A 26,380-nucleotide genomic window follows, 5' to 3' on the forward strand; every position below is an offset into this window, starting at 1 on the left:
CTCACGGCCGTCTACACGATTAGCCACTGGCTTTACTTCTTTTTATCTTTTTTAGAAGTTTTCTTTAATGGTTTAATTTCATCAAGGGTGCTTTCAATTCCTTGCTCTTTAAATTCAGAGGAAAGTCCAATTTGTACAATATCCCTTTCCTTTCTCCAATAAATTACTGCTAAAAAGGCGATTGTGATTTGAACTTGTATTTCCGAATTATCTTTAAACTCTTTACTATCCCATTTTTCTTTTACTTTATTATTCTCTGGATTACTTACATCTATTACTGAAGCATATATATTTAAATCTTCATTAAGTAATTTTAGTTGACTATCCGCTTTTTCCTGTTCTAGTATATCTCTGTGTTCGATACTAGGTAAATCCGTTTTATTTAGCACATAAATTATATCTTGTATTCGATATTCAGTTGATGGAATGTATTTTGTTCTTGCATCATATTCTTTCAAAATTTCTTTTAAACGATAACCTGCGTTTACAGCAACAATAACAACATCAGGATTTTCTCCAATTAATTTATTTAAACCTTCAAGGAAATTATCCTTATTTAGTAAATATCGTCTAGTTCTTGAAACTAAAAATGAATTTGGAATAAATCGCTTTATACTATTTTGTGCTACTTGACTTGCAAAAATTGAATCGTAGTTTAAATGAGGAATGTCATTATCTGTAAATGCAGATTTTGACATTAAAGTCTGCCCACCAGTGACGGTTAATTTTAACTCATCATCTTTTTCTTTATCATCTAGTTCAATGAAAATATCATTATAGCTTTCGAATGCTTTTGAAATAATATCGTTTGATTTATTTTCGAAATTTTCAATTTTATCCTGAGATAACGGTGCATTTAATTTTTCTTGACCAATCTTATCTTTTATTTTGTCTTTTAAGGTTTTTGAGTAATTCTTGATTTCATCTGACTTTTCTGCAACGACTTCTGTATAACCTAAAACATTAATTAGCTCTTTATTTGATAATACATCATTAAGGCAATTTTCAAAGAATGATACAGTTGCCAACCAGTTGTTTAATTCAACGACATTATTGGGTAAATTTGGAAGTGCTGTAAAATCTTGGAAAGTATAATATTTATGTAGGGTCCACTGACGCAAAAATAAAACTGTTAAATAACTACAGATCCAATAATTAACTTGTCTTCTATTACCTAAATTATCCAGTTCGGGAAAATAAAATTTGATGTCAATCGGTGTCTGACGATTTTTAAACTCATTTCTAAATTCTTCAAACCACTCAAAAATTTCTGTCATTGTTTCCGGCAGAAGAACAAACTTTGGTGGTAATGATTGAGAATAATTTAATATGTATTTTAAGGTTTTGTACTGGTTTCTATATAATAAAAGACCTCCTAAAGCGTAATGAAATTCAAGAAACGTTCTTCTCTGTTGTAATCGGTTTTGGACTTCTATTTTATTTTTGACCTCTCCAGATTCAAAATCGTAGTCTTCTATAATTGGTTGTAATCTAAAATCTAGATACTGATGAGCGTTTGACCAATACATTTTTATAAACTTCTCATTCTCGCAAATAACATACAGATTTCTCCAAAGCCAATTATATGTCTCTTCGGAAATCGGTATTTCTTCAAAATCTTCTCCAAGTAACCACCAACCACTAACAGTTCTATGTTCTATTGCAGGTAGTTTTAGGTTACTGCTATTTGCTAACTGTACATTCAGTTTATGTACCATTGAATATAAATCTGCTGGATAAATCAATGGTTTGGACTTATCGTGATTTTTTCGAATCGAAGAGAATTCACTATAGTAAAATTCAAGCAAAGTCTCTTGTAAATGCTCATCTTGCTTATCAATTGCGTAAAAAGTAAATTCATTGATTGTTTTTAGAAAGTATGGTTTGTCCGTAGATTCCTTTTTAAGTGATGTGTATTTTTTAATTACATAGCTTAACAAAGAGGTTGGTTTACCATTGAAAAGGATGACCTTATTTAACCATTGGAAAAACAAAATGGTTAAGGTTGTGGTTAATGCAAAAACTAATAGTTTTGCGGAATTATTGATGAAAAAATTATCCCAACCAAAAGGTGGCCGAATTGGAAATATTAAAAATAGAAAAGAAATAATTGTTACATATAATGCTAACTGAAAGATTGATAATTCAATTCTTTTTTTTTCAAATTTTAAAATTACTGGTCGTTGAGGGATTTCTTTATTAAAAAGAACTGATAAATAGTTTGAATTGTATCTTTCTCCAATGTTTGATATTTTATCCACAATAATTGGATATGCAATACCCAAAATTGCAATATCAATTGCTATGCAAATTTCAACTATGTAATTTATTGTCATTCAGATTTTTTTTCAGCTTGTGGCTAACGGTCTCGGCTATGAGTAGTTGCGTGGTTTAGCGTTTAACTTAGCAAATACACACCAAACTGAAAATCCGCGAGGATTTTCAGAAGTAGGCGAGAACAAGCAATTACTTATAGCCATTGTTGTGTGTAGTTTTTATTTTATTCAGATGTCGGATTGGTAATTAATCCTACAATTTCGGTTACTTCATAATTAGCAACTGTTCTTGCACCCTCACGTGCGTGACATTTCATTCCAACTTTTATTTTGTCCTGATGATATTTTCGCATTTTGTCGTTAATAATCCACATTTTTGCTTTTCCCTCACTTTGAACAGGTTTCTCTATCTGCGTAATTACCTTTCCATTTTTATCTATGAATTCAGGCCATATCATAAAAAGATGGTCTTTATCGTGTTCTTTATGCTCGTACCACAAATCCCAACGTATGCCTTGGTAAGGTAGAGTTTTTCTTCCTCCTTCCATTTCAGTTAAAATTCTATATTCCACTTCAAAATCGTGAGGATGTTGCAGTCGCTCTATATATGATTTGTGCTCTTCCATTTTTCTTTAGCTGTCAGTGGAAATTATCAAATTTGGTTTTTCTCCAGCTTCTATTTTTCTGTAATTAACGAAAGCTCCACATTCCAAAATTGCGTTCAATAATTCAGGTGCATTTTCTTTTAGGTATTTTCCGTTGTCAATTTCCAAAAGAGTTGGTCTATCAGAAAGTTCGTCAACACAGTCAATCCAAGCATTCATATTTTCTCCATAGTAATCTGGGAAACTCATTTCTCTTTTAAATTCAGAGTGGAATGTCTTCCAATTCTTTAGTCTCTTACCCTTTATTCTGAATCTTTGCATTTCGTTTCTCAAATTACACACAACATCCGTATAACCGAACATTTATGTCCCTTATATACCTATAATAATATTAAGTTAATTAAAAATGTTAATATATCATCATGTTAGGTAAATTTAAAACTGTTAAAACTATATTTTACTGCAAATGAGTGATTTAATTAGCGGTATATTATCCGGATATTATACGTATAATATTCACTTCTCCGTGGTGCTGCTTAAGCTTGTAATTATTAAAGATTATTCCACTTCCTTATACACTACATTTACATTAGGGGTGTGTGTGTGTGATGTATCGCAGGATCTAGGCTTCATTGAAATGATTTCTTAGTACTATCCATTAAAGGTCTAGTATCGAATTCATAAGTTTTGTGTAAGATTGGTGATATTATATTCTCTATTAAGCCCGCTGGTTTTGAGGATTTGCCTATAGTATTGGATTCAATTTGCTAGTCTGATGATTATAGTATTTTTGAAACGTTAGCAAATACTTCGCAAAGTTGTAGGAAAGAATGAGGTTTAAATACTTTTTAATTGTAATATGTTGATTTGTGATGTTTTTTGGGGAATTGTAATTGTATTCACTTTCAACTTCTAAGTAAGAAAGCATTACCTGTTACAGGTAATGCTTTCTTACTAATAATTACTTCTTAATTACTTTTATAGTCTCGTTGCGTGTAGCAGAAGTTACTTTTATGAAGTAAATACCTGCTTTTTGAATGTTGCTGTCAATATCGATAGTTTTTGTACCGTTAGTACTGCTTAAGGTTTCGCTAATAAGTTTACCTTGTGAGTTATACATTTGTACGTTTATTTGCTCTCCTTCTTGTGATTTACCTATTTTGATAGATATTTTGTCTTCAAAAGGGTTAGGGTATACTTCAATGCTGTGGCTTTCTTCTGTAGCTAATTCAGTTGCTTTAGCTGCCAGTCTTGCTCCTGTGCCAGGAGATCCTGGTACAAGGTCTAACTTCCATCTTTGAGCATCACCGCCAAGGTCAGTCCATTGTTGTACATTAGCTCCAGGGGCGCTACTTCCTTGGTCTACATCTAATACTTGATTCGTATTTCTGTGTACAATTTTAAAGTAACCATCACCCATATAATCTAACATCCATCTTTGGGCGTCTCCACCAAGGTCAGTCCATTGCTGTACATTTGCACCAGGCTCTGCTACACCTTGATTTACATCAAGCACTTGGTTGGTGTTTAGGTGATTAAGTTTAAATGAGCCTCCTTCTTGCGCAGTAATTACCCATTTTTGGGCATCACCACCGATATCGAACCATTGAGCAACGTTCGCGCCTGGCTCAGTGCTACCTTGGTTTACATCCAGAACTTGGTTAGTTCCTTTGTGTGTTACTTTGTAAATACCACCAGATACTATTGGCATTTCCATTAACTCAAGTTTCCATTGTTGAGCATCTGACCCATTGTCAGTCCAAATGGCTACGTTAGTGCCTGCAGTAGCATCATTGTTGGCAACATCAAGACAATTGTGTGTTCCTTTGTTCACTAACTTAAAGAATCCTCCACTGGTTGGAATAATAGCCCATCTTTGAGCATCTCCGTTAAGATCTTCCCATTGTTGAACATTAGTTCCGGGCTGAGTACCTCCTGCATCTACATCCAAAACCTGATTAGTACCTAGGTGATTTAACTTGTAGTAGCCATCTGGCTGCAGTGTGATTTTCCACCTTTGTGCGGTAGCATTATTGTCTGTCCATTGCTGTACATTAGCACCGCTTTCTCCTGAGTTAGCATCAACATCTAGGCACTGGTTGGTTCCTTTATGTACTAATTTATAAATACCACCAGATACAATTTGGCTGCTTCCAGGGCCTCCAAAAATACCTCCAAACTTAAGTTTTACATTGCTGCCATTGTTGCTTCCTCTATCGATAGAAGCCATGGCTGCTATTTCTAACTTACCAGTTTCATAAAGAGCAGTCCATCTAAAGGCTGGCCACGTTACGGCTCCGAAAGGTCTTGAGTTTACTCTCCAAGTGGCGCCATAATTATCACTTAATGAAACATTGCCATTGTTAGAGCTTAGGTAAAGTCTTCCTGATGTGGTGCTTAAGATATAAGGGGCGCCACTTTGATCTGGAATCTCTTGTCCTAGGCCAATAGCCCAATTGACACCATCGTTAGAAGTTTTAATAAAAATGTTACAGTTGTTAGTGCCACATACTTCATAGGCTACTATCCATTTGCCATTAAGCATTTTTGTCCATACTGGCATGCCGGGTCTTGCTCCCGGTACGGAAGGCTCCCAGGCTACGTATATTTCAGGGCCCCAGCTTAGTCCTCCGTCCGAGCTGATTTTCTCTGAAATTACTTGACTCATGCTTGGGTTTTCTCTCACGTGTTTTTCATTAGCATACATCACTGCTAAGCGGCCATCATCCAAAATATTGAAATGAGGTTCATAAACACCTACGCCACCCATAGTGCCGGCAGGTCCTTCACTGGTGTCAATGGTGCTTAGGTAATGCCATGTAGTTCCATTGTCGGTGCTTTTGTACACAGGTAGTTTAAATGAAGTACCCCATACTACAGATCTGCACGATAATAAAATACTGCCATCAGGCATAAGTTGCATTTGTCCATTGTCAACTTCTCTTCCTGCTTCAGAAATCATTGAAATATTAGTCCAAGTCCTTCCATTATCACTGCTTTTGGCTATCTGTAAATCTAATCCGGGCTGAGCTCCATCATAAAAGGTTGTTACTGCTAGCCAGGTGCCATCTGTTAATCGTAGCATTCGGCCATATTCTGTCTGGCCGGGCGCGTTGTTTACAATGTATTCATTGCCCCAAGACTGTGCTATTACTTGTGGTGTAATAAATGGAATTACTAATAAACTTAATAGTAAAATGCATTTCGCAAGGCGTGCTGATCCCTTGCTTGTGTGTGCGGCAAGCTGCTGAATTCTTCCGCTTTTTACATGTTTCATAAATATAGGTTTAGGTAAATAATGTGCTTCTATATAGAGCACTTAATTCAACTGTGAATTAAGCGTAATTATAACGGTTATGGAAATTTTCTATATTAAATTTTGGCAGTTGAGAGGGGCTAAATGCTTGATATTTACTCTAATAATGTGCTTAGGGATGTGAGGTATTTAGTAGAAAAGAAAATAACTGGATAAGTTGAATTGAATAACATTAAATTATATAAAAATAATTATGCAGTTAAAGCTGAATAATTGAGCTTAAAATGGCATAACTAATAGTGTGTGCTGCTAGTTATAATATGAAGATAGATTGTATGGAGTCTATTGAGGAACCAATGAAATATGTCTGAGCTTTCGTTTTCAGGGTTTTTTCGCTTTGAATTGATTCATTGCGTTTGCTTGCGTTAAATATGTAGGCATTACACAGTTACGCCACCTAATTGAAAAGGCTAGTTTTTATGTAAGTTTTATTGTACTAAAAAATTATTTCGATAGTTGAATTTTACATCTGCTAAACTTCTTTTGTGTGCAGCTTTTCCTTTCTGAATTGTCTTGGACTTACTTGATGGTATCTTTTGAAGAACTTGTTGAGGTGACTTTCATCAGTAAAACCAAATTCATGCATAATTTCCTTTATTCTTTTAGTGCTATTCATTAACCTGTGTTCAATAAGGTTTAATTTGTATTTGGAAATATAGGCTTGCATGGTACTGCCAGTTTGGTTTTTGAAATATTTGCCTAGGTAGTTTGTTGATACACTAAATATTTCGCTTACGTGCTGGGCTTTTAGTTTTTCAGGGTAGTAAATATTGGTTTGAATGTATTGTAGAATTTGCGAAGCTCTTTCTTCATGTTGTTCTGGTATGGCCAATTGTATTCTGCGAGTAATATTTCTCGCCACTATGAGAATAAGCGTATTAATATATTGTATAACCAATTCTTGGTTATACACCTCTTTGTTTTTGTACTCTCTTATTATAGCCTCTATTATCGGTTTTACAATTTGCTTGTCTTCCAAATTGCACAGTATGCAGCCAGGTTTATGATTAGCGTTTTGTAGAATGTATTCTAACTTTTGCACATTGCTGTCAGTTATAGCCTCATTGCTTATGTATATGTCGTTAAACCGTAAAAAGAAGAATGTAGTGTCAGACTCAATATGAAAGGAGTGGCAGTCTTCAGGTGTGATTAAAAACATATGGTTTTCATGATAGGAAAACTGGCTATTATTTATGCATTGAATTCCGGTACCTGAAATCACATAGACTAATTCGAAGAAGCTGTGCTGGTGAGCTGATTCTTCTCCCTTGTTAATGGTTGTGTATTCTATTGAATAAGGCTGGTGTAAATTTTCTATAATCATGCGAAGGTAAAATTATACAAATAAAATGATCTTTATTGGTAATTAATTGCGCTTTGTGCTTTTGGTGCAGTGAGGTGCTTGTCTGCTGTCCATAGCATTGTCGTATTAATGATTGTGCGAAACCTGATGATGGGCTAATAGATAGGGGGAGGGCAATTGGTAAGTTTCTTAATAAAGAATAATGTTAAAAGGCGACCGTTTAGCCGCCTTTTAAATTCATATCATTTATAGGTCAGTGATGGTGTATTGGTTATCCACCTTTTCTATTTTTAGATACCTTACATTAAGTCCCTCATCGCTTGGGTAAAATACGCTAGAGTAAGTTTTTAGATTACTATTGTTTTGCCCAGCTAAATATAAAGTGTAGTCTACATTACCACCAGAAGCCTCTATGTATTCTACTTCTATGTAATAAGTACCATCCTTAAAATGATTCTCCAGTGCTAAGCTTTCAAAAGTGGTGAAATGTTCAGAGCTAGCCACTAAATCATCGCCTAAATATAGATAGAGGTCAATGTCTGCATCTGCTGTGGCTTGTTGGCTCGAGCTTCCCGTATTCCACTCTAGGTCAATAATTAATCCATCAGAACTTTCAATGACGTTAGTAGGCAAGTTCTCTTCATCAGAGCAAGAGTATAGAAATAATGTAAGTGTCAGTAAGTAAATGTATTTCATGTTTTTAATTAATTAGATGTTAATAAAGTTTTAGAAGCGGGTATATTTCCTGCGTTAGCCTCAAAGCGTTTTGTTCTGCCATCGTAAAAGCTTTTTGATGCATAATCAATTGCATTCTTTTTGATTTTTTGCTCTGCTTCGGTTCTTATACCATCTGCTTTGTCAAATTCTGACATCATGGTATAGGCTAAATAAATATTGTTGTATATGGCTTCTGTTACCTTTTTGTTTACTCTTGTTTTTTTTGCGTCTAAATCACTTTCCTCTAAAGCCTTAAACCAAATGTCGATAGCCTCGCTCATAGTGTTATTAAAATCATCAGAGAATATAATGTCGGTAGCAGCTACAAGAGACTGAGCTTCTTTAGCTTTTAGCCATGCATTTGTTAGGTCATCGTAATCGTAGGACTTAAATTTTTTCACCGTATAAAATGTAGTGTACAAATTTGAGGTTCCGTAAGAATACAAAGAGGTTAAACGAGCCTTTAGTGCTCCCGTGTGATTATTCAATAAGGTTCGCCTTAGTTTTGCTTGTACAGTTTTGTAGTTGTCATTCCACCATTTGTTTAAGTCTGATTCTGATCTAAACTCATTGCTTTTATAATATTGCATGCTTTGAGATCCGTTCACGAATTCTTGGTGAAGAGCATCAAACTCATCTGGTAAGTAAATTTCATAGTAAAGCGGATATTTGTATTCAAAGGTCAAGTAATAGTAAGTAACACTTACTTCTTTGTCATCTCTTTTTTCTGTGTGAACCGCAGTAAGGTATTTTACTTCGCTTTTGTAATAGGACTCTAGGCGTACTTTTAATTTAATACCATTGGACATTGTTTGTTTTAAGTGAGGAATTTTTGATGCAGCTTTTAGCTTATTTTCTACCTCAGATACATTGTCTCCTGCGTAAATGTAACTTCTGTTAATTTCTACATGGTAGCCGGCAATGTCTTCGGGTAGTGGTGTTAAAGGAAGTTGAGTGTATGTCACTTTTGTTTTTTCTCGGTCCAAATTTTGAGACCTTACATTCACCCCAAATGCTAAAAAAATAGCCACTAAGATTATAAATCTTTTCATTTCAAAAAATTTTAAGGTTTGTATTATCACTTAATGCGATATTTTTTATAAAAGTAACTGAAATAAATAACAATTTTCCATTTTATGTAAACATGTTATAATAATTTAAATATTAAATTTAATTAATCATTTTGTTTTTATGGCCTGCGGAATTGCTAGGGGCAGATATATTTGTTTTTTTGTAATTTTCGAAGGTTAATGATTTGTGTTCAAACCACATTAGTCAAATTAAAATTAATTCTTTTTGTAATATGCTGTTTATGAGATTTTTACATGTCTTGTTGCTTGTTTTTCTATCGGTTTCGGTGCTGAAAGCCGATATTCCTAATATTTATTTAAAGAGTAGTGCTAGTAATGATCAGTTGGTGGTGGCTTCGAAAATTTTTTGGAATGACAATAAGCCATTGACAAATGAATATTTTAGGGTGGAGAATGGTGAATTTACAGATGAATATGATGTAGCAGGAAAAAAGGTGAAAGTTGAGGCTTATTTCCCAGCCTTTGAAGGGGGGAGAAATGCCTGCGAATCATCGTATATACAACTAAATGTTTATGTTGATGATGTTATGGTTTTTGAAACTGAGCATTTTGGTCAGCATTGTCACCCATATTTTAATGGTATTTTAGGTCGAGCTAATTATTTAGTGGTTAAACCCTCTGCAAATGGAGCTATAGTTTCGCTGTCAGGAGAGTATAATGAGTTAGCAGGAGAATATGAGTATGAGAAATTTGAGTTGAGTAATATTTTAGTAAGACCAGCGGATAGTAGTGTTGATGATGTGTATGTTACTGATAAGATTAAGACCAAGTATGACGATATTTTCAATAAGAAAGGAGAAACTTCATATCATAATGGCTATTATGATGATGCCGTTTTGAATTTTACTAAGGCGGTGGAGTTGAATAGTCAATTTGGGCAGGCCTATAGTAATTTGGCCCTCTCATATGCTAAGTTAGGTAATAATGAAAAGGCTATTTGGGCAAATGAACAGGCTATAGAGGCGGCTTCAGGTAAAAATGCTCATATTACAAAAGCTAATTCTTATTATAACATTGGTAGGATTTACGAAAAAGAGGGGCAATGTGACAAGGCTCTAAATCATTATAATAAAGCTAAGGAAAATAATCCTAAATCAGCTTATGATGAAGCGATCGCAAGAGTGAAAAATAAATGTTTATGATACTGATTATATAAGAGGAGACTTTAGTAGCTCCCTCTTATATAGTTTAAATATTCTGGTTTGAAAAATCTTTATATTGAGGTGATTAAGCCATGTTTTGAGGTTGATTCTGACATTAACCAGAAATAGTCAATGAATATTTCCGCTTAATGGAACATGACTATTTGTTAACTTATGAAAGTTGTTGGTCAATGCTTTTAGTTATATTAGAATTTACCTCTCCGGTATGTGCAGTGCTTTTATTTTCAATAAGCATGATTTTGCATTCTTCATTGGCAGATACTCTATGGTTCACACCTTTTGATACCACATACATTTGCCCAGCCTTCAAAGTAAATGGAGGTTTGTTTTCTTCTTCAAATAGCAGTTCGCCCTCTAGCACGTAAAATAACTCATCTTCGTTTTTATGGTTGTGCCATGGTAAGTCTTCACCTTTAATTTTAGCCAATTTTACATACACATCATTTACTTCACCTACTACTTTAGGGGAGAAGTAATCTGTGATTTGATCGAATTTTTTTGAAATGTCTACAGGTTGCATAATGTTATAAACAAGATTTATCGTTAGGGTAATCAATATCGGAATGTTTTCTGTCCCATTCTTCAAGTAATTTGAGTATTGGTAGGAGATCGAGACCTTTTTCGGTTAAAGAATACTCTACTCTGGGTGGTAATTCTTTAAATTCTACGCGTTTTATCAGTCCATCCATTTCAAGTTCTCTTAATTGATCGGTTAAAACTTTACGCGAAATAATATCGATAACAGCCGCAATTTGTCCAAATCTCAAATTTTTGTCTCTAATCACCGCGATGATGATAGGTTTCCATTTAGATCCTAATGTAGCCATGGCGCTAGACAGCGGGCAGTTGCTTGATATCAGTTTGTGCTTAATCATTGATCAGTTACTTTTAGGTAACTACTATTTTATAATATTAGTTACTTATTAAAACTAATGATAGTTACATCTCGTAACCAGTATAGAGTATAATTAAAACTAAATTACGCATTTATGTCATTATCGTCTTTATTTGAGCCATTTAGCTATAAAAAACTGAACCTAAAAAATAGGTTTGTAATGGCTCCCATGACTCGTACACAATCTCCTCAGGGAATTCCTACTGATGAAGTTGTAGCTTATTATGAAAGAAGAGCTGCTGCGGAGGTTGGACTTATTTTATCTGAAGGTACGGTAATCAATAGAATAGGTTCTAAAAATCATTTCGATATACCTGATTTTCACGGAGATCAGGCCTTAGGTGCATGGCAAAAGGTAATCAATGCTGTGCATGATAAAGGAGGTGCTATGGCTCCTCAAATCTGGCATGTTGGAAATGTAAACTACTTAGGTCAGGACTTTGGTATTAAGTTAGAAGGCCCAGATAGCATGTCTTTAGAAGACATTCATGATACTATAAAGCAATATGCTGAAGCTGCGACAGCTGCAAAAAATCTAGGGTTCGATGCATTGGAGTTGCATGGAGCTCATGGCTATCTTATAGATCAGTTTTTCTGGGCAGAGACTAATAAAAGAACTGATGAATATGGTGGAAGTACTATAAAAGAAAGAAGCAAGTTTGCTGTTGACGTAGTGAAAGCAGTAAGAGCAGCTGTTGGTGAAGATTTCACTATTATTTTAAGGTTGTCGCAATGGAAGCAGCAGGAATACACTGCAAGATTAGCGAATACACCAGAGGAGATGGAGCAGTGGCTACAACCCCTTGCCGATGCCGGAGTAGATATTTTCCATTGCTCTACTAGGCGTTTTTGGGAGCCTGAATTTGAAAAGTCGGATATGAATTTTGCAGGCTGGGCTAAGAAGATAACTGGGCAGCCAACTATAACTGTTGGTTCTGTTGGGCTTTCAGGTGATTTTATGGCAGCTTTTTCAGGAGAAGGATCTGACTCTACCAATAATTTAAGTGACTTAGTAAAAATGTACGATAGAGGAGATTTTGATTTGGTGGCTGTAGGTAGAGCATTATTAAAAGATCCACAATGGGTGAAGAAGGTAAAAGAAGAGAGACTTGGTGAATTGCAAGACTTCGATAGCTCTAGCTTAGCGGTATATTATTAAGACTTTAGATAGTTAATATGTAAAGTTGAAGGCTCATCTTTAAAAGGGATGGGCCTTCTCTATTTTACCCTTAAACCATAAATTTAATCTATCTTTGAGGTTTAAACTTTACACTCATGGTAATGATAAGATTCTCTTTTTTAATCCTTTCTATTGGTCTTTTGTTAGGTTGTAACAGTCATACCAATACTGTTGGATATGATTCTGAAACGCTACATATAGAGAGAATTTCGAAACATACGTATTTGCATGTTTCTCATTTTACTGTTGAGGGGTTTGGTAAAGTAGCTTGTAATGGTTTGATTGTGGAAAATAATGGAGAGGCCATGGTGTTTGATACACCAGTTAATAATGAGATTTCTGATGAATTAATTCGCTGGATTGAAGATAGCCTGCATTTAAAAATAAACGCTGTGGTGCCTACTCATTTTCATTCTGATTGTCTTGGTGGGTTAGATGCGTTTCATCAAGCTAGTATAAAGTCATATGCTAACGAATTAACGGTACAGCTAGCTAAGGCGGATAGTGTAACTGAACCAATGGAGGGGTTTACTGGCAGCAAGGAGTTTTCTGTAGGAGGCTTAAAGGTGCTTGCAAGCTTTGAAGGTGCAGGACATACTAATGATAACATAATAGGTTATGTACCTGCTGATCATTTGATTTTTGGAGGGTGCCTGGTGAAATGTGATGGAGCTGATAAAGGTTACTTGGGGGATGCTAATACCGAAGAGTGGCCTCGTACTATAGATTCAGTAAGTGAAAGGTATGCTGATGTGTTGGTTGTTGTACCTGGACATGGAGCAGTGGGAGGAAAGCAGTTATTTGATTACACCAAAAAACTCTTCCAAACTAAGGATTAATAACTGATTTATGGAGTGCTATGCCTTTTCTTGCTTTTGAAAGGACTTGATACAGCTCTATGGTAAGTAAAAGTACAAAAATAGGACTTCCCTAATCTAAACGAACATTTGCAGGTTGGATAAATGTAACTGAACCAGTTATTTGGATTTACCAAAAATTAACTAAATCCAAATTATATTTATCATGAACAACCTTAAACCCAGCAGTAAATTATTACTGTTTCTTATGTTTTTTTGTGCATCGTTAATTGCCTCATTAACATCCTTTGCGCAGAATGCTAACTTTAAAGTGGTAGCTTTTTATTCCGGCACATGGGATGTCGCTCACATCAGCTTCGTTAATGAGGCTAAAAGGTGGTTTCCTCAGAAAGCTCAGGAGTATGGTTTTACATTTGAGGCTACCAACAACTGGGGTAATCTCAATGACTCATTTTTATCAACTTGTGATGTAGTAATCTTCTTAGATGATAAGCCCTCAGGAGCATCTCAAAAGGCTGCTTTTCAAAGGTACATGGATAATGGTGGGGGCTGGTTAGGCTTTCATGTGTCTGCCTTCAATACGAATCCCAACGGATGGAGTTGGTATCATAACACCTTTTTAGCTACTGGTGCATTTAGAACCAATACTTGGGGGCCTACTCCAGCTGTTTTGAAGGTTGAAAATAGAAATCATCCTGCTACTTCAAAATTGCCTGCTACTTTTACTTCTGCGGTTAGCGAATGGTACGGATGGAATAATGACCTTCGTAGTAATTCAAACATTCAAATTCTTTGTTCTGTAGATCCGGTGAGTTTTCCTCTGGGGTCAGATCCTAATCAATCATGGTATAGTGGTTATTATCCAATAGTATGGACTAATAAAAACTATAAAATGCTGTACATGAATTTTGGGCATAATGATATCGATTATGGCAATAACAATGCGGACAAGTCCAGCACTTTTGCTAGTGACATTCAAAATAACATCATCATTGATGGGCTTTTCTGGGCGGCAGGTGGCGGTACTCCTCAAGACGATAGTTATATGGCTTTGCCCGGAAAAGTATGTGCTATAAATTATAATAACATGAGTGGTGTGCAAAAAGAAAATACTACTGATGGTGATTGTGGGCAAAGTGTAGGTTATATAGATGCGGGTGACTGGATGACATACAGGGTAGATGTTGCTGTTGCGGGAAAATATGAAGTAAAATATAGGGTGGCCAGTGAAAGTGGTGGTGGCACCATTAGATTAGAGGAAGCCGGTGGTGGAGTTGCCTATGGTGCTGTTGAAGTTCCTTCAACGGGTGCATGGCAAAATTGGACTACCATTACAAATGAAATAGAGTTAAAGGCTGGAAAACAACAATTAGGATTGGCTGTACCTTCTGGTGGGTTTAATCTCAATTACATAGAGTTTTTACGGATTGGTGCTCCTGTGGAAATTGCCAAAATTGAAGCTGAAGATTATGCTTATATGAGCGGTGTTGAAACTCAGGCCACAACCGATGTTGGAGGTGGGTTAAATGTCGGGTATATTGATGCTGGTGATTGGATGTCTTATAATGCTGTTGATATACCTGCTAGTGGCACTTATACCATTGCATTTAGAGTAGCAAGTCAAGCAGGAGGAGGGAATATACAGCTAGAGAAGGCAGGTGGAGATTCTGTTTACGGAACTATTGCAGTTCCTTCTACCGGAGCATGGCAAAACTGGACCACTATTTATTATACGGTAGAGTTGCAGGCCGGAAATCAAAGTTTTGGTATTAAAGCCCTTTCAGGAGACTTTAATCTCAACTGGTTTGCTGTGTATCAAGGAAGTAGCGTGTCGTTGAATAGTAACTTGGCTCGTAGCTATAATGTTAGCAATAAGGATTTAATGAAATATGTTTACCCTAACCCTTTTGTTAATGCTGTGAAAATTCCTGTATCTAATACAGGTCAATATGTGAGTTTACTAATTTTTAATAGCGAAGGAGAGGAAGTGAAGTTTTATGAAAGTGAAGGGGTGGCAGAGCATAATAATTATCTGGTGTGGGATGGAACTGATTCAAAAGGGCAAAATGTAGAAAAGGGACTTTATTTTTATCGTCTTATTGTAGATGGTGTATCAACAACAGGGAAATTGATAAAAAATTAATTTGTTACTTACTTTAAAGAAAAGCTCTTTCCATTTGGGAAGAGCTTTTTTTATATTGTCAAACGAAAGATTATGTTGCTAATATTAATGAAATAAATACTATACTAATATATTTATGAGGTGTGAATCGTAACTTTCTAATTATTAAATAAATAAGGATTAAATGGCAAAATCTTGGACATATCTTATTAAACGCATGGTTTAATTTTGCGAATTATTAATTTCATTTTCTATATTTGTGGCTGATTGGCTATAATAAATACTTTAATGAAGTTTTAATTATTCTTAAAAAGTCAATATATTCATATAATATAGCTTTTGAAGAAAAAATAGTATTAAGTAATTGATTGTAAGTTAATTAATTATTATATTGTGTCTATGGTTTATGGGTTTAATGATTTTATAATCAAATAAAATTATTAATTGTTCACATTTATTCTTCCTCATTAATCTACAACTACTTCAACCTGACCTGAATTTTTAGGTAAAACTCGAAACCTTTTTCACATGAAATCCAAGTGGTATCACAGACTTAAGTTAAAGCAGCGCTTTGTTATTCTCACCACCCTTATTTTAATTGGTACGTTAGTGCCATTAGCTATTGTGATTTATAAGACACAAAGAGATCGAATAGTAGGCGATAGGGAAGAGGAGATGCGTAATCATCTGCAGGACATGACTGACCTGTTAGACTTACAGTTGAAAGAGAAGCAAATTCAGGTCAACTCTGCACTGAAAGTAGCCAATAGTGTTTTTTATGAGAGTGGCGAGCCATTAAATATTATAGATTCTGTTACGCTGAATTATACAGCTATCAACCAGATGAGTAAAGAAGCCAAAAGTGTGGAGCTTCCTCAGTGGGAGGTGGCAGGAAGTCCTGTGTTAGAACATTTCGCCCTTGTAGATCAAATTCAAAAGCTCACCGGGCAGACGGCTACCATTTTTCAAAAAATTGATGATGGTTACTTGAGAATTTCTACTAACGTACGCAAGTTAAATGGAGAAAGGGCCACCGGTACTTTCATTCCCAATTCATCTCCAGTGGTGCAGACCATAGAAAATGGTAAAACTTATAGGGGGAGAGCCTTTGTTGTAGATGATTGGTATCTTACGGCTTATGAACCTATCAAGTATCAAGGTCAAATAGTAGGTATATTGTATGTGGGGGTCAAAGAAAAGGATATGAATTTCCTTAAAGAGAAGTTCAAGAAAAAGCAATATTATGATTCCGGGTACCCTTATTTACTAACAAAAGAAGGTAAACTTTTAATACATCCATATGCCGAGGGGCAAAATGTAAGTGAGGTGAGTTGTATCAATCAAATGCAGAATATGGATGCTGGTTCTATTTTTTGTGAATGGGGCAGTGAAGAGGATCAGCTCATGTTGCATTTCTTTATGCACCATGATTTTTTAAATATGACTTTGGGTATTGCAGTGCCTAAAAAGGCTATAGTTGATGATCCATTAAATGAATTGAGTTATATTATTGGAGGAGGCTTTGTGCTTACCATTGTTACTCTTTTCGTTTTGATATCTTACTTTGCGGGTAGGCAATTGGCTCCATTAAAAGTTATTACTGAGCAACTTGATAATTTGGCTAACAGAAAGAAAGTGCAGGCCAATAGTTTCAAGAGACGAGACGAAATTGGGTTGATCAATGATTCACTCAATCAGGTGATTGAAAGTCAAAATCAGATATCCACCTTTGCTCAGGCTATAGGTCATCAAAAGTTTGATGTTGATTTTTCGTCTATGGGAGAGGAAGATGAACTGGGTAATGCATTAATAGGTATGAAAGAAAGCTTGAGAAAAGCTTCTATTGAGGAAAATCAACGTGCTTGGGTTAATGAAGGCTTACAAAAAGTTACAGAGTTGATTAGAAATAATCAGGATTCTGTGCTTCAGATGTGTAATGTATTGTTGCCAGCAATTATTAGATATATGCAGGCTAATCAAGGTGGGTTATTTATTTATAATGATGAAGGTGGAGATGAATACCTGAATCTGATGGCTACTTTTGCTTGGGATAGGCAAAAGCATATTGAAAGTAAAATATCTTTGAAGGATCCTACATCTCAAGGATTAATAGGTCAGTGTTATTTTGAGAAAAAGCAGATCATTTTAAAAGAAGTGCCGGAAGATTTTGTAAGAATCACATCGGGCTTGGGTGGTGCAAACCCTACTTTTATAATTATTCTTCCTATGGTGTATAGAGAGAAGATTTACGGAGTAATAGAGATAGCATCATTCAAAAAGTTAGAAGATAATCTTATTGAGTTTTTGCAGCAGAGTTGTCAAAGTATGGCTGCAGCTATTGCTTCTTTAAAAATTACAGAATCTACAGAAACCTTGTTGGCTGAGACCCAAGAAAAGGGTAGTGCTATTGCAGCTATGGAGGAGGAGCTTAGACAGAACCTCGAAGAGATGCAAGCTACTAATGAAAGTATGGTGAGAAAAGAAAAAGAATATCAAGAGAGGATAGCCGAGTTAGAAGCCTTATTGGGAGAGAAGGAAATTCTTTAATAGAAAATATAATAAGCCGATTTTTATCGGCTTTTTTTTATGTGAGCCATAGCTTCATTAATGTTTTTAACTTCCACTGTATCATATTTAACATTGCTTAGTAGCTGAGCTTTTTTAAATTGGGCTTGTGAAAAAATTGAACCTACTACCCGTATAGTCTTTACTGCCCCCATTTGAAATAGCCAGGCCTGAATTTCTTTCACTCTTTCTGCTTCATATTGATTGAGTACATCTAAGCTTGAGATGTCATTGATAATGGTAAAGCCTTGAGATAATTTTTGAGTTTCATAATGTAATATGGAGACTATATCTTTGAAATTAATATCTTCATTACTGTCTATAGCCTGAATGAATAAATAATTGTTTTCCTGATTTGCTTTTATATAATACATGCTAATTACTTTAAAAAGTATTTTTCAATTAGCATGCCACCATCCTACTATTGTTTAAATGCTATTTATCGTATGTTTTCTATTTCTTAGGTGGATTATTATTCCAATAAAAGGAATGTAATAAAAGTGGTGGAATGTTAACTAATGATAGGAAATGCTGCGAGTGAGTATGTAGTGGTTAATATAAAAAGGGGCTTAGACTTTAGTATGAAATAAAAAACTTTATATTTGCAGTTTTTTTAAAGGCAAAAAAATGACTAAACTGTTCAGTAACTTTACTGTAAACCCTAAAAATGATATCCTTTCAGGATTAACTGTTGCATTGGCTCTGGTGCCAGAGGCAGTAGCATTTTCTTTCTTAGCACATGTAGATCCATTAGTGGGGCTTTACGGAGCTTTCATGATGGGATTAATCACTGCTTTATTTGGTGGACGTCCGGGTATGATTTCCGGAGCAACCGGAGCTATGGCCATCGTAATGGTTGATTTGGTAAGAAAGGGTAATGAGGTGGGCATGGAGCTTGCCGCCCCAGTGGAAAATTTAGGGTTACAATGGTTATTCATTACACTACTATTCGTAGGTGTCATTCAAGCGTCTGCAGGTATCTTTAAACTAGGTAAGTTTGTAAGGTTGATACCTCATCCTGTGATGCTAGGTTTTGTGAATGGTTTGGCAATAGTGATTTTCTTGGCTCAGTTGGAGCTTTTTAAGGTGCCAGTAGGTGAGGAGAAGGTTTGGCTTCAAGGTGCTGATTTATGGATTATGATTGCATTAGTGGCAGTTACTATGGGGATAATGTTTGGATTGCCAAAGTTAACTAAAAAAGTGCCGGCAGCGCTAACAGCAATCATTGTAGTGGCGTGCATTACTATTTTTGGAGGGGTAGATGTTAATACTGTTGGGTCGTTTATTCGCCAGGGAGGAGGATCAGGTCTTCAAGGTGCATTGCCTACTATTCAGTTTCAGCTGTTAGATATTTTGCCTACCATATCAGGGCATTGGGGTACAGTTATTAGTACTGCCTTTCTTTTAGCAGCAGTAGGTCTTATTGAGTCATTGATGACATTGAACTTGGTAGATGAAATAACTGAAACTAGAGGTAGCGGTAATAGAGAATGTCTTGCGCAAGGAGCTGCTAACTTCATCAATGGTATGTTTGGTGGAATGGGCGGATGTGCTATGATTGGTCAGTCTATTATAAATGTTAATTCTGGTGGTAGAGGAAGGCTATCAGGTACGGTGGCGGCAGTTGCCTTATTGTGCTTTGTGCTGTTTGGAGCCCCTTTAATAGAACAGATACCTATAGCAGCATTAGTAGGTGTAATGTTCATGGTGGTAATAGGTACTTTTGCGTGGAGTAGTTTAAGAATCTTGCATAAGATTCCGTTGGCTGATGCTATTGTTTTAATTATTGTCTCAGTAATTACTGTATGGAAGGATTTAGCAGTGGCAGTAATAGCTGGTATTATCATTAGTGCTTTAGTTTTTGCATGGAGAAATGCTACTATGATTAGGGCGAGAAAGCGCGTTAAAGAAGATGGTTCTAAAGTATATGAGATTTGGGGGCCTTTATTCTTTGGATCTGTACAAAATTTCAATGCTAAATTTGATGTGAAAAATGACCCTGATAAAGTGGTAATTGATTTTATTGAATCTAAAATAAGTGATCATTCTGGTATAGAGGCTGTTTGGAACCTTACTGAAAAGTATTTAAATGTGGGTAAAAGTGTGAAGTTGTTGCACCTGAGTCCTGAGTGCAAGACTTTGTTGCTAAAGCATAATCCTGAGTTCGATAAGCTTATAGAGTCCTCAGTAGACGATCCTAGATATTACGTAGTTACAGATCAGATGGAAGAGAAGTTTGTTTAGATAATACTCCAAACCATATACACAAAGGAAGTCTTCAGAGGCTTCCTTTTTTGTTGATGTAGACTAATAAAAAAGGTTACCCCAAATGGGATAACCTTTTCTAACTCTTAAGAAATTGTATGATTGAATTATGAATTATTTAATTCCTCGGCTAAAAGTTTATTAGTAAGATATACTTTTCTTCCATTTTTGTAAAGATAGTAAGCCGTTACTAAAAGGGAGAAGGCAAGCAAATAAGCTGCTATTTCCCGGTAAGTCTTTTCTTGGTTGGCCTCTGTAAGCTGATTGTTTAATTCGGGTATTTCCAAATTAATCTTAATGAGGTTCTGTTTCATTAGGGTTTCAAGCTGAGCTTTTAAGTCTGAAAGTAAGATTATTTGCTGAGCTTGAAAACGAGTGGCATTTGAGTAAATGTTGTAATAGTCAAATGCTTGTTCTTTAGATAGGTGTGGCTTAGCAGCCTGTAATGCGCTGTCTAGATATAAAACATTTTTGGCTGATAAAGGGTAGATGATGCCCTCTTTCGTTAATTTAATGGCCTTATCAAAGCTGTTGATGCTTGATTCGTATTGCCCCATCTTATACTTTAAAACCCCCATATTGTTTAGAGTGTAGATTAACGATCGGGTGTCTTTATTTTCTTCTGTTTTTTTTATGTCAATTGATTTATTAAACCATTGCTCTGCTTCGCTGAAGTTGCCTTCTTCTAAGTAGGTTTCACCTACGTTATTATAAGCCATACCCTTTTTTAATGGGTCATTTTTGAGGTCATCGAAGTCAATAGAGGCCAAAAAATGGTTTCTTGCCAACTCATATTCCCCACGTTTCTTGTATAAATCACCTAAGCCGGTGTTGATGTCATATAAGGCGTAGTTGTTGTTGTAGTTAACTTCTATATCTAATGATTTCTTGTAATTGTCAAAGGCTAATTGATCATCTCTTAGTTCGGCATAAGAGAAGGCTATGTTTCTGTAGGCCATAGCTTCAAGCTTTTGGTCTCCAGATTGCTTATATATTTCTAGTGCTTTGTGGAAGTGTTTTAGCGCATTAGAGTACTCTTTGGCAGATAGATATATATTGCCTATATACATAAGGTTATCGGCCAAATGTAGAGGCTCTTCGAGTCTTATGAATAAGTCTATCGCTTTTCTGTAATTAAGGATTGCTTGACCTAAATATCCTTTATTTTTTTGAAGCAGGCCTATACGAGAGTAGGCCTTTGCTAAGTAGAGTTGATTGTCTAGTTTTTGAGCTAGATCTCTTTGGGCAGAAACATAAAATAGTGCGTCTTCAGGTGATTCTGAATTTTTACTTTTAAGGTATAACGCTTCTAATTTATCTTCGCCATCAGGCATGTTAAACACTTTATCATCTTGTCTACTATCTGATGGGTGGGCAGATAAAAAAAAAGACAGAAATAATAAAGGTAGAATTACTATATATTTCATAAGAGTTTAGGTTAAGCAGTTTTATTCCGCATAATTCAGAAAGTTGCTTTTCACAAAATTATTAAAAGTAACTCTAGGAAAAATACGTAATCCTACTTTTTATTACATAACTGATGGTAATTCTGATTAAGTTTATATAAACTTAGTCTCTAGATGGAGGGTCACCATCGCTGTTTGTACCTTCAGTAAGTTGTACATCAGGACTTGATTGTCTTGGCTTAATATCTTCAGAATCGTCAGAACAAGCTGTAAAGATTGCTCCGGAAGCCAAAAGTGCAATTGCTAAAATTACTTTTTTCATATTCGTTGGTTTTTCTAGTAAAAGATGCATCCAAGTAAAGGATTATTTAGAACGAATAAAAATGGTTTTTAGTATATAAATGACTTCTGTAATATAATGCACTTAAATGTAACTCCTTGATGCTCTATGTGATTAAGTGGCGTAATTAAGCTGTTGATGGGAAGACTATGGTAGAAAGGAAAAAGTGTAAATGTGTATATTCTGTTTCTTTTTGTTTAAAAAATGAGTAAAACCTTACATCAATATTTTAAATAATAACTTTGCTTTTTTAAATCTTTAAAAGATTTTGCTTCTAGCAAGGTTTACTATGTTGAATATATAAAAGTCTTTTTAGAAAAAGAAGATTTTATGGTCTTTTATTCTTCTTTTACGTTCCCCACATACTAAAATGTGTGATACGGCTATTGGTGTCAAACGAAATCAGGTAGTGGGGATACGTTTAGCTCAATTTTATTGAGTGAGCTCATACGATAATTTTATCTCAGGGATGTCTTCATTATCAGGGTTGATTACGCCCTCTGCTATTATGGTGTAGTACCTTGCCTCATTTAATCTAATATTTTCTAATTTGGCTATAACCTGATCGCCTTCCGCTGTAGGGTCGAATAATTCGTAGGTAGCTATAGATGCCTCTGTTTTAATAAATGAGCTTACACTCTTATAGGTTCTATAAGAAAATAAACTTTCGTTTTCATCTCTAATTCTCAAAGAAAGTTGAGGAAAACTAGGGCATAAGTTGATGAAGCGGATAGCAGCTTCAGAATAACCTAAATTTTCAAGTCCTTCATCTGTAGTGGTCACTAGGCTTACTGTGCTATCATTTGATGATGTTACAAAAATTGAGTACGTTTTACCTTCTTTGAAATTATATGATGGCAAGCCTATGATGGAGTCACTAGTGCTATAATCTACAAATTTGAAAGAGTTATTGCCAGCTTGAACGTAGCTGTATGATCTAAAATCACTAAAATTAAAAGGCTGATTAAGAGCTACACCATTAACTAAAATATTTAAAGTTGGAGTGTAGGCCGAGCCATTATATAATGCAATGGCTGCAGATGGAGTATAATTGAAATCTGAATCATCAGTATTATCCAAACAAGACGTGAGACTAATACTGGTTAATAAAAACAGAGAGCAAAGAAACGCGAAGTTTAACTTTTTGTAGTTGTATTTATTCATGTGAAAATGGTTGGTTTTTGTAATTACAAGACTCACGAAATCGTGATAAAGTTGTAATTATTTTCCATTTATCTTTTTAGTGGTAGACTCCCTTATTATTAAATCTGTAGGTAAGAAAATACCATCCTTTACTTCTTCTTCATCCTTAGCATTTATTTTATCAATAATGCCGGTTATCACAGTTTCTGCTATTTTTTCTATGGGCTGAGCAAGGGATGATATAGAAGGCTTGCTTACCCTGAACAAATCGTTGTCATCAAAGGATAAGACTGCGAGGTCTTCAGGGATTTTTAAGTTCAGTTGAGATATTGCTTCTAGTCCATTAACACCTAAGTAGTTAACGCTAAAGAATATAGCGTCTAAATCTTTGTTTTTGGAAATAAAACCTTTAATGTCTAATACTGATTTATTGTCTACTTGATTGTATGGTACTTCAAATACATTTTGTTCTAAGTTATTTTCCGATAAAGCCTTTTGATAGCCCCTTAGCCTTTCTTGCATTTGTGTTTGTTCTGATTCAATAGTAATGAATGCAATGTTGGTATACCCTTGCTCTATGAGGTGTAAAGTGCCCTTATAGGTGCTTTCTTGATTGTTTACCATCACGAACTCTGCTTCTATTTCTTCCAAAGTTCTATCTAAAAAGATTATTTTTTCACCTCTGTTTATTAAGGTTTGTATATCATCAACAAGGCCTGGAGGTGGGGTTAAGATGTAGCCATCAACGCCAAGGTTGTAGAACATGTTGAGAAATTCTTTGGCACGATCCGAATCATTTTCAGTACTACAATAAATGATTTTATAGTTGTTTTCATAGGCTTTCTCTTCTATGTTCCTTGCTATGCTCGCAAAAAATGGATTTGAAATATCTTCAACCATTAACCCTAAAATTTTTGTTTTGCCAGTTCTTAAACTTTGAGCAAACTGGTTAGGGCGGTAGCCTACCTCATCAACAAATTTGAGTACTTTCTTCACTAAAGCATCGCTGATACGCTTTTCCTTCGCCTTCCCATTCAGTATAAACGAAACGGTGGTTTTAGAAATATTTAACCTTGTGGCAATGTCATTAATGGAAATTTTTTCTTTCATAATGTTATCGGATATATTCAAATATAAAAAGATTTAGCACAATTTTCTTAATATATCACAGGCTGTAGTAATTTTGTTTTGATTAATATTTAGGCTAAATCGATTTTATAATTTGAATTGAAGTAATATATTTATGTTTTAAATGATTACATCAATTTTTTCATTTTAATAACCATGGATTTATATAAGGACAATCGTGTAGTAATGACACTTGATGCAGGAGGTACAAACTTTGTTTTTTCTGCATTACAGTATGGTGAGGAGATAATTAGTAGTATTGTGTTACCTTCTAATGCTCACGATTTAGACCTTTGCCTTAAGACAATAATTCAAGGTTTCGAAAAAGTAAATTCCCTTTTAAGTGTAGAGCCTTCGGCTATAAGTTTTGCTTTTCCTGGGCCAGCCGATTATAAATCAGGTATTATAGGTGACTTGATTAACCTACCAGCTTTTAGAGGAGGCATTCCTCTAGCTCCAATGTTAGAGGAGCATTTTCAGATACCGACATACATTAGTAATGATGGAGATTTGTTTGCTTATGGAGAGGCCATGGCTGGGGTGTTGCCAGAGGTTAATAAAACACTAGAGAAAAGAGGAGTAAAAAAACGTTATCGTAATCTTCTTGGCATTACCCTAGGAACGGGCTTTGGAGGCGGAATGGTTATGAATAATGAATTATGCGAAGGAGATAATTCATCGGCAGGGGAGATATGGCTTTTGCGTGATTTTAGTAATACAAAAATTATAGTAGAAGAGAGTGTGAGCATCAGGGCGGTACAGCGAGTGTATGCTGAGCTAGTGGGTGAAAATGATGGTTTTACTCCGAAAGAAATATATGAGATTGCCAGTGGTAATAAAGAAGGTGATCAGCAAGCAGCAGTAAAAGCATTTAATGTAATGGCCGAAAATATTGCAGAAGCTCTTAGTAATGCTATTACTTTATTAGATGGAATTATTGTTATCGGTGGAGGCATTTCAGGTGCATACCCTTTGCTGGCTCCCAAAATAGTAGAATGTATGAATGGTACTATTGAAAACCTTAAAGGAGATAAAATCAATAGGCTTACTTCTACTGTTTATGATTTAGAAAATCTGAATTCTGCCAAGGCATTTTTTGAATATGATATTAAAGAGGTTCAAATACCTTTTTCAAGTAAAACGGTGCAGTACACTCCTGAGAAACGCATAGCAATTTCAAAATCTAAATTAGGTACGAGCAAGGCCATCAGCTTAGGAGCTTATGCTGTGGCCTTAAAACGTCTTAATCAAGAGGAGATGGCTTCAATGTAAATTCAATATGGTACCCTTTGTTGAGCAGCTGTTCGTATTGAGTTTTATCAAAAGTATAAAGGTAGGCGCCTTTGCGAGAAGAAGATTTATCTTTGGCTTCAAGCTTTAATAGTAATTTTGTAGATAAAATTTTCTTCCTGAAATTTCTATCGTCTAAGTTCTGCTGATATATGGCTTCATAAAGCTTTAGTAATTGAGGTAGCGTAAATTTTTCTGGCAGAAGCTCAAAGCCCAAGGGGTGTGTTTTTGCCCTTGCCTGTAAATTTTTTATGCCCAGTTCAATCATTGAACTATGATCTAGAACGGTAGAAGGTAGTTTTGTTAATTCAAACCATTTTGCCCCTGTGTTTTCAACCACTTCTTCGTTAAGATCATCGAGTTTAATTAAACTCCAGTAAAGAATAGAAATTACCCTGCCTCCAGGATCTCTTTGTGCCGAGCCATAGGTGGAAAGAAGCTCAAGGTATACATCTTCTAAACCTGTAAAATCTTTTAATACTCGCTTAGCTGCGTCAGAAAGGTTTTCATTATAGTTTACAAGTCCTCCTATTAGAGACCAAGAACCAGAAAAAGGCTCTACTTTACGTTTAAATAATAACAATTTTAGTTTCTCATCCCTTATATCGTAGCCAAATACAAGGCAATCTATGGCAACCCACATGCGGTCTGCTTGATACATAATTTAAAAAGCTGTTAATTTTAAGCGTATTATATACGTTTAAAGGTTAATTTCTGGTAAAAAAATATTATAATTGATCCACCTATAAAACTACTA

At 35.2% G+C, this 26,380-nt stretch carries 23 protein-coding genes; 8 read left to right on the forward strand and 15 right to left on the reverse strand.

Annotated elements, in window-relative coordinates; all coding sequences use genetic code 11:
- Positions 1-32: 32 nt before the first annotated feature.
- The 3 genes from ACXACQ_RS12145 to ACXACQ_RS12155 form a co-directional block, all read right to left on the reverse strand.
- Positions 33-2,336, reverse strand: a complete 2,304-nt coding sequence (locus tag ACXACQ_RS12145; protein WP_474976212.1) for a hypothetical protein — start codon at positions 2,334-2,336, stop codon at positions 33-35.
- A gap of 164 nt (positions 2,337-2,500) precedes the next feature.
- Positions 2,501-2,902 carry a hypothetical protein gene (locus ACXACQ_RS12150; RefSeq protein WP_474976213.1) on the reverse strand — a complete coding sequence of 134 codons (402 nt, stop codon included), beginning with the start codon at positions 2,900-2,902 and terminating at the stop codon, positions 2,501-2,503.
- Positions 2,903-2,908: 6 nt separating this feature from the next.
- Positions 2,909-3,202: a barstar family protein gene (locus tag ACXACQ_RS12155; protein ID WP_474976214.1), complete on the reverse strand. Its 294-nt coding sequence runs from the start codon at positions 3,200-3,202 to the stop codon at positions 2,909-2,911.
- A gap of 145 nt (positions 3,203-3,347) precedes the next feature.
- Here ACXACQ_RS12155 and ACXACQ_RS12160 point away from each other — a divergent pair, with 145 nt between their 5' ends.
- Positions 3,348-3,530 carry a hypothetical protein gene (locus ACXACQ_RS12160; RefSeq protein WP_474976215.1) on the forward strand — a complete coding sequence of 61 codons (183 nt, stop codon included), beginning with the start codon at positions 3,348-3,350 and terminating at the stop codon, positions 3,528-3,530.
- Positions 3,531-3,842: 312 nt separating this feature from the next.
- On the opposite strand, the gene ACXACQ_RS12165 is transcribed toward ACXACQ_RS12160, so the two are convergent.
- The 4 genes from ACXACQ_RS12165 to ACXACQ_RS12180 all read right to left on the reverse strand — a co-directional run bounded on the left by ACXACQ_RS12165 (position 3,843) and on the right by ACXACQ_RS12180 (position 9,269).
- On the reverse strand, positions 3,843-6,158 hold the full coding sequence (locus ACXACQ_RS12165; protein ID WP_474976216.1) for an RICIN domain-containing protein: 2,316 nt from the start codon (positions 6,156-6,158) through the stop codon (positions 3,843-3,845).
- A 511-nt stretch (positions 6,159-6,669) separates the two neighbouring features.
- Positions 6,670-7,521, reverse strand: a complete 852-nt coding sequence (locus tag ACXACQ_RS12170; protein ID WP_474976217.1) for a helix-turn-helix domain-containing protein — start codon at positions 7,519-7,521, stop codon at positions 6,670-6,672.
- Positions 7,522-7,746: 225 nt separating this feature from the next.
- Positions 7,747-8,196: a hypothetical protein gene (locus ACXACQ_RS12175; RefSeq protein ID WP_474976218.1), complete on the reverse strand. Its 450-nt coding sequence runs from the start codon at positions 8,194-8,196 to the stop codon at positions 7,747-7,749.
- An 8-nt stretch (positions 8,197-8,204) separates the two neighbouring features.
- Positions 8,205-9,269 carry a hypothetical protein gene (locus tag ACXACQ_RS12180; RefSeq protein ID WP_474976219.1) on the reverse strand — a complete coding sequence of 355 codons (1,065 nt, stop codon included), beginning with the start codon at positions 9,267-9,269 and terminating at the stop codon, positions 8,205-8,207.
- A gap of 260 nt (positions 9,270-9,529) precedes the next feature.
- On the opposite strand from ACXACQ_RS12180, the gene ACXACQ_RS12185 reads away from it, so the two are divergent.
- Positions 9,530-10,450: a tetratricopeptide repeat protein gene (locus ACXACQ_RS12185; RefSeq protein ID WP_474976220.1), complete on the forward strand. Its 921-nt coding sequence runs from the start codon at positions 9,530-9,532 to the stop codon at positions 10,448-10,450.
- A gap of 172 nt (positions 10,451-10,622) precedes the next feature.
- On the opposite strand, the gene ACXACQ_RS12190 is transcribed toward ACXACQ_RS12185, so the two are convergent.
- Together ACXACQ_RS12190 and ACXACQ_RS12195 are read right to left on the reverse strand one after the other, a co-directional pair.
- Positions 10,623-10,991: a cupin domain-containing protein gene (locus ACXACQ_RS12190; RefSeq protein ID WP_474976221.1), complete on the reverse strand. Its 369-nt coding sequence runs from the start codon at positions 10,989-10,991 to the stop codon at positions 10,623-10,625.
- Between the two features lie 4 nt (positions 10,992-10,995).
- The gene (locus tag ACXACQ_RS12195) at positions 10,996-11,346 is read right to left on the reverse strand and encodes a winged helix-turn-helix transcriptional regulator (RefSeq protein WP_474976222.1); all 351 of its coding nucleotides are present in this window, start codon (positions 11,344-11,346) and stop codon (positions 10,996-10,998) included.
- A gap of 114 nt (positions 11,347-11,460) precedes the next feature.
- Between ACXACQ_RS12195 and ACXACQ_RS12200 the strand changes: the two genes are divergently transcribed.
- The 4 genes from ACXACQ_RS12200 (at position 11,461) to ACXACQ_RS12215 (ending at position 18,033) form a co-directional block, all read left to right on the forward strand.
- Positions 11,461-12,525 carry an NADH:flavin oxidoreductase gene (locus ACXACQ_RS12200; RefSeq protein WP_474976223.1) on the forward strand — a complete coding sequence of 355 codons (1,065 nt, stop codon included), beginning with the start codon at positions 11,461-11,463 and terminating at the stop codon, positions 12,523-12,525.
- Between the two features lie 116 nt (positions 12,526-12,641).
- Positions 12,642-13,385, forward strand: a complete 744-nt coding sequence (gene bla / locus ACXACQ_RS12205) for a subclass B1 metallo-beta-lactamase (protein WP_474976224.1) — start codon at positions 12,642-12,644, stop codon at positions 13,383-13,385.
- 184 nt (positions 13,386-13,569) lie between these two features.
- Complete coding sequence (locus tag ACXACQ_RS12210) at positions 13,570-15,507, forward strand: carbohydrate-binding protein (protein WP_474976225.1); 1,938 nt, start codon at positions 13,570-13,572, stop codon at positions 15,505-15,507.
- 507 nt (positions 15,508-16,014) lie between these two features.
- Positions 16,015-18,033: a Cache 3/Cache 2 fusion domain-containing protein gene (locus ACXACQ_RS12215; protein ID WP_474976226.1), complete on the forward strand. Its 2,019-nt coding sequence runs from the start codon at positions 16,015-16,017 to the stop codon at positions 18,031-18,033.
- Positions 18,034-18,056: 23 nt separating this feature from the next.
- Here the strand turns inward: ACXACQ_RS12215 and ACXACQ_RS12220 are convergent, their stop codons facing one another.
- Complete coding sequence (locus ACXACQ_RS12220) at positions 18,057-18,425, reverse strand: hypothetical protein (protein WP_474976227.1); 369 nt, start codon at positions 18,423-18,425, stop codon at positions 18,057-18,059.
- Positions 18,426-18,678: 253 nt separating this feature from the next.
- Here ACXACQ_RS12220 and ACXACQ_RS12225 point away from each other — a divergent pair, with 253 nt between their 5' ends.
- Entirely contained in the window at positions 18,679-20,295 is a 1,617-nt protein-coding gene (locus ACXACQ_RS12225; RefSeq protein ID WP_474976228.1) for a SulP family inorganic anion transporter, read from the forward strand.
- Positions 20,296-20,423: 128 nt separating this feature from the next.
- Here the strand turns inward: ACXACQ_RS12225 and ACXACQ_RS12230 are convergent, their stop codons facing one another.
- The 4 genes from ACXACQ_RS12230 to ACXACQ_RS12245 all read right to left on the reverse strand — a co-directional run bounded on the left by ACXACQ_RS12230 (position 20,424) and on the right by ACXACQ_RS12245 (position 24,315).
- On the reverse strand, positions 20,424-21,743 hold the full coding sequence (locus ACXACQ_RS12230; RefSeq protein ID WP_474976229.1) for a tetratricopeptide repeat protein: 1,320 nt from the start codon (positions 21,741-21,743) through the stop codon (positions 20,424-20,426).
- A 142-nt stretch (positions 21,744-21,885) separates the two neighbouring features.
- On the reverse strand, positions 21,886-22,044 hold the full coding sequence (locus tag ACXACQ_RS12235) for a hypothetical protein (RefSeq protein WP_474976230.1): 159 nt from the start codon (positions 22,042-22,044) through the stop codon (positions 21,886-21,888).
- 450 nt (positions 22,045-22,494) lie between these two features.
- Complete coding sequence (locus ACXACQ_RS12240) at positions 22,495-23,226, reverse strand: DUF4397 domain-containing protein (protein WP_474976231.1); 732 nt, start codon at positions 23,224-23,226, stop codon at positions 22,495-22,497.
- Between the two features lie 57 nt (positions 23,227-23,283).
- The gene (locus ACXACQ_RS12245) at positions 23,284-24,315 is read right to left on the reverse strand and encodes a LacI family DNA-binding transcriptional regulator (protein WP_474976232.1); all 1,032 of its coding nucleotides are present in this window, start codon (positions 24,313-24,315) and stop codon (positions 23,284-23,286) included.
- Between the two features lie 174 nt (positions 24,316-24,489).
- Here ACXACQ_RS12245 and ACXACQ_RS12250 point away from each other — a divergent pair, with 174 nt between their 5' ends.
- Entirely contained in the window at positions 24,490-25,605 is a 1,116-nt protein-coding gene (locus ACXACQ_RS12250; protein WP_474976233.1) for an ROK family protein, read from the forward strand.
- On the opposite strand, the gene ACXACQ_RS12255 is transcribed toward ACXACQ_RS12250, so the two are convergent.
- A complete protein-coding gene (locus tag ACXACQ_RS12255; RefSeq protein WP_474976234.1) occupies positions 25,577-26,284 on the reverse strand; it encodes an NUDIX hydrolase in 708 nt (235 codons plus the stop codon). The genes ACXACQ_RS12250 and ACXACQ_RS12255 overlap by 29 nt on opposite strands.
- Positions 26,285-26,380 lie beyond the last annotated feature (96 nt).

Source organism: Fulvivirga sp. AWR4_260 (genome assembly GCF_056158185.1).

What these genes read in the sequence shown, in the direction of transcription:
- ACXACQ_RS12250 (WP_474976233.1), top strand. Translation starts at nt 24,490, where the DNA reads ATGGATTTATATAAGGACAATCGTGTAGTAATGACACTTGATGCAGGA.
- ACXACQ_RS12155 (WP_474976214.1), bottom strand. Translation starts at nt 3,202, where the DNA reads ATGCAAAGATTCAGAATAAAGGGTAAGAGACTAAAGAATTGGAAGACA.
- ACXACQ_RS12220 (WP_474976227.1), bottom strand. Translation starts at nt 18,425, where the DNA reads ATGTATTATATAAAAGCAAATCAGGAAAACAATTATTTATTCATTCAG.
- ACXACQ_RS12245 (WP_474976232.1), bottom strand. Translation starts at nt 24,315, where the DNA reads ATGAAAGAAAAAATTTCCATTAATGACATTGCCACAAGGTTAAATATT.
- ACXACQ_RS12195 (WP_474976222.1), bottom strand. Translation starts at nt 11,346, where the DNA reads ATGATTAAGCACAAACTGATATCAAGCAACTGCCCGCTGTCTAGCGCC.
- ACXACQ_RS12235 (WP_474976230.1), bottom strand. Translation starts at nt 22,044, where the DNA reads ATGAAAAAAGTAATTTTAGCAATTGCACTTTTGGCTTCCGGAGCAATC.
- ACXACQ_RS12190 (WP_474976221.1), bottom strand. Translation starts at nt 10,991, where the DNA reads ATGCAACCTGTAGACATTTCAAAAAAATTCGATCAAATCACAGATTAC.
- ACXACQ_RS12210 (WP_474976225.1), top strand. Translation starts at nt 13,570, where the DNA reads ATGAACAACCTTAAACCCAGCAGTAAATTATTACTGTTTCTTATGTTT.
- ACXACQ_RS12230 (WP_474976229.1), bottom strand. Translation starts at nt 21,743, where the DNA reads ATGAAATATATAGTAATTCTACCTTTATTATTTCTGTCTTTTTTTTTA.
- ACXACQ_RS12160 (WP_474976215.1), top strand. Translation starts at nt 3,348, where the DNA reads ATGAGTGATTTAATTAGCGGTATATTATCCGGATATTATACGTATAAT.
- ACXACQ_RS12170 (WP_474976217.1), bottom strand. Translation starts at nt 7,521, where the DNA reads ATGATTATAGAAAATTTACACCAGCCTTATTCAATAGAATACACAACC.
- ACXACQ_RS12145 (WP_474976212.1), bottom strand. Translation starts at nt 2,336, where the DNA reads ATGACAATAAATTACATAGTTGAAATTTGCATAGCAATTGATATTGCA.
- ACXACQ_RS12255 (WP_474976234.1), bottom strand. Translation starts at nt 26,284, where the DNA reads ATGTATCAAGCAGACCGCATGTGGGTTGCCATAGATTGCCTTGTATTT.
- ACXACQ_RS12165 (WP_474976216.1), bottom strand. Translation starts at nt 6,158, where the DNA reads ATGAAACATGTAAAAAGCGGAAGAATTCAGCAGCTTGCCGCACACACA.
- ACXACQ_RS12200 (WP_474976223.1), top strand. Translation starts at nt 11,461, where the DNA reads ATGTCATTATCGTCTTTATTTGAGCCATTTAGCTATAAAAAACTGAAC.
- bla (WP_474976224.1), top strand. Translation starts at nt 12,642, where the DNA reads ATGGTAATGATAAGATTCTCTTTTTTAATCCTTTCTATTGGTCTTTTG.
- ACXACQ_RS12185 (WP_474976220.1), top strand. Translation starts at nt 9,530, where the DNA reads ATGAGATTTTTACATGTCTTGTTGCTTGTTTTTCTATCGGTTTCGGTG.
- ACXACQ_RS12225 (WP_474976228.1), top strand. Translation starts at nt 18,679, where the DNA reads ATGACTAAACTGTTCAGTAACTTTACTGTAAACCCTAAAAATGATATC.
- ACXACQ_RS12215 (WP_474976226.1), top strand. Translation starts at nt 16,015, where the DNA reads ATGAAATCCAAGTGGTATCACAGACTTAAGTTAAAGCAGCGCTTTGTT.
- ACXACQ_RS12180 (WP_474976219.1), bottom strand. Translation starts at nt 9,269, where the DNA reads ATGAAAAGATTTATAATCTTAGTGGCTATTTTTTTAGCATTTGGGGTG.
- ACXACQ_RS12175 (WP_474976218.1), bottom strand. Translation starts at nt 8,196, where the DNA reads ATGAAATACATTTACTTACTGACACTTACATTATTTCTATACTCTTGC.
- ACXACQ_RS12240 (WP_474976231.1), bottom strand. Translation starts at nt 23,226, where the DNA reads ATGAATAAATACAACTACAAAAAGTTAAACTTCGCGTTTCTTTGCTCT.
- ACXACQ_RS12150 (WP_474976213.1), bottom strand. Translation starts at nt 2,902, where the DNA reads ATGGAAGAGCACAAATCATATATAGAGCGACTGCAACATCCTCACGAT.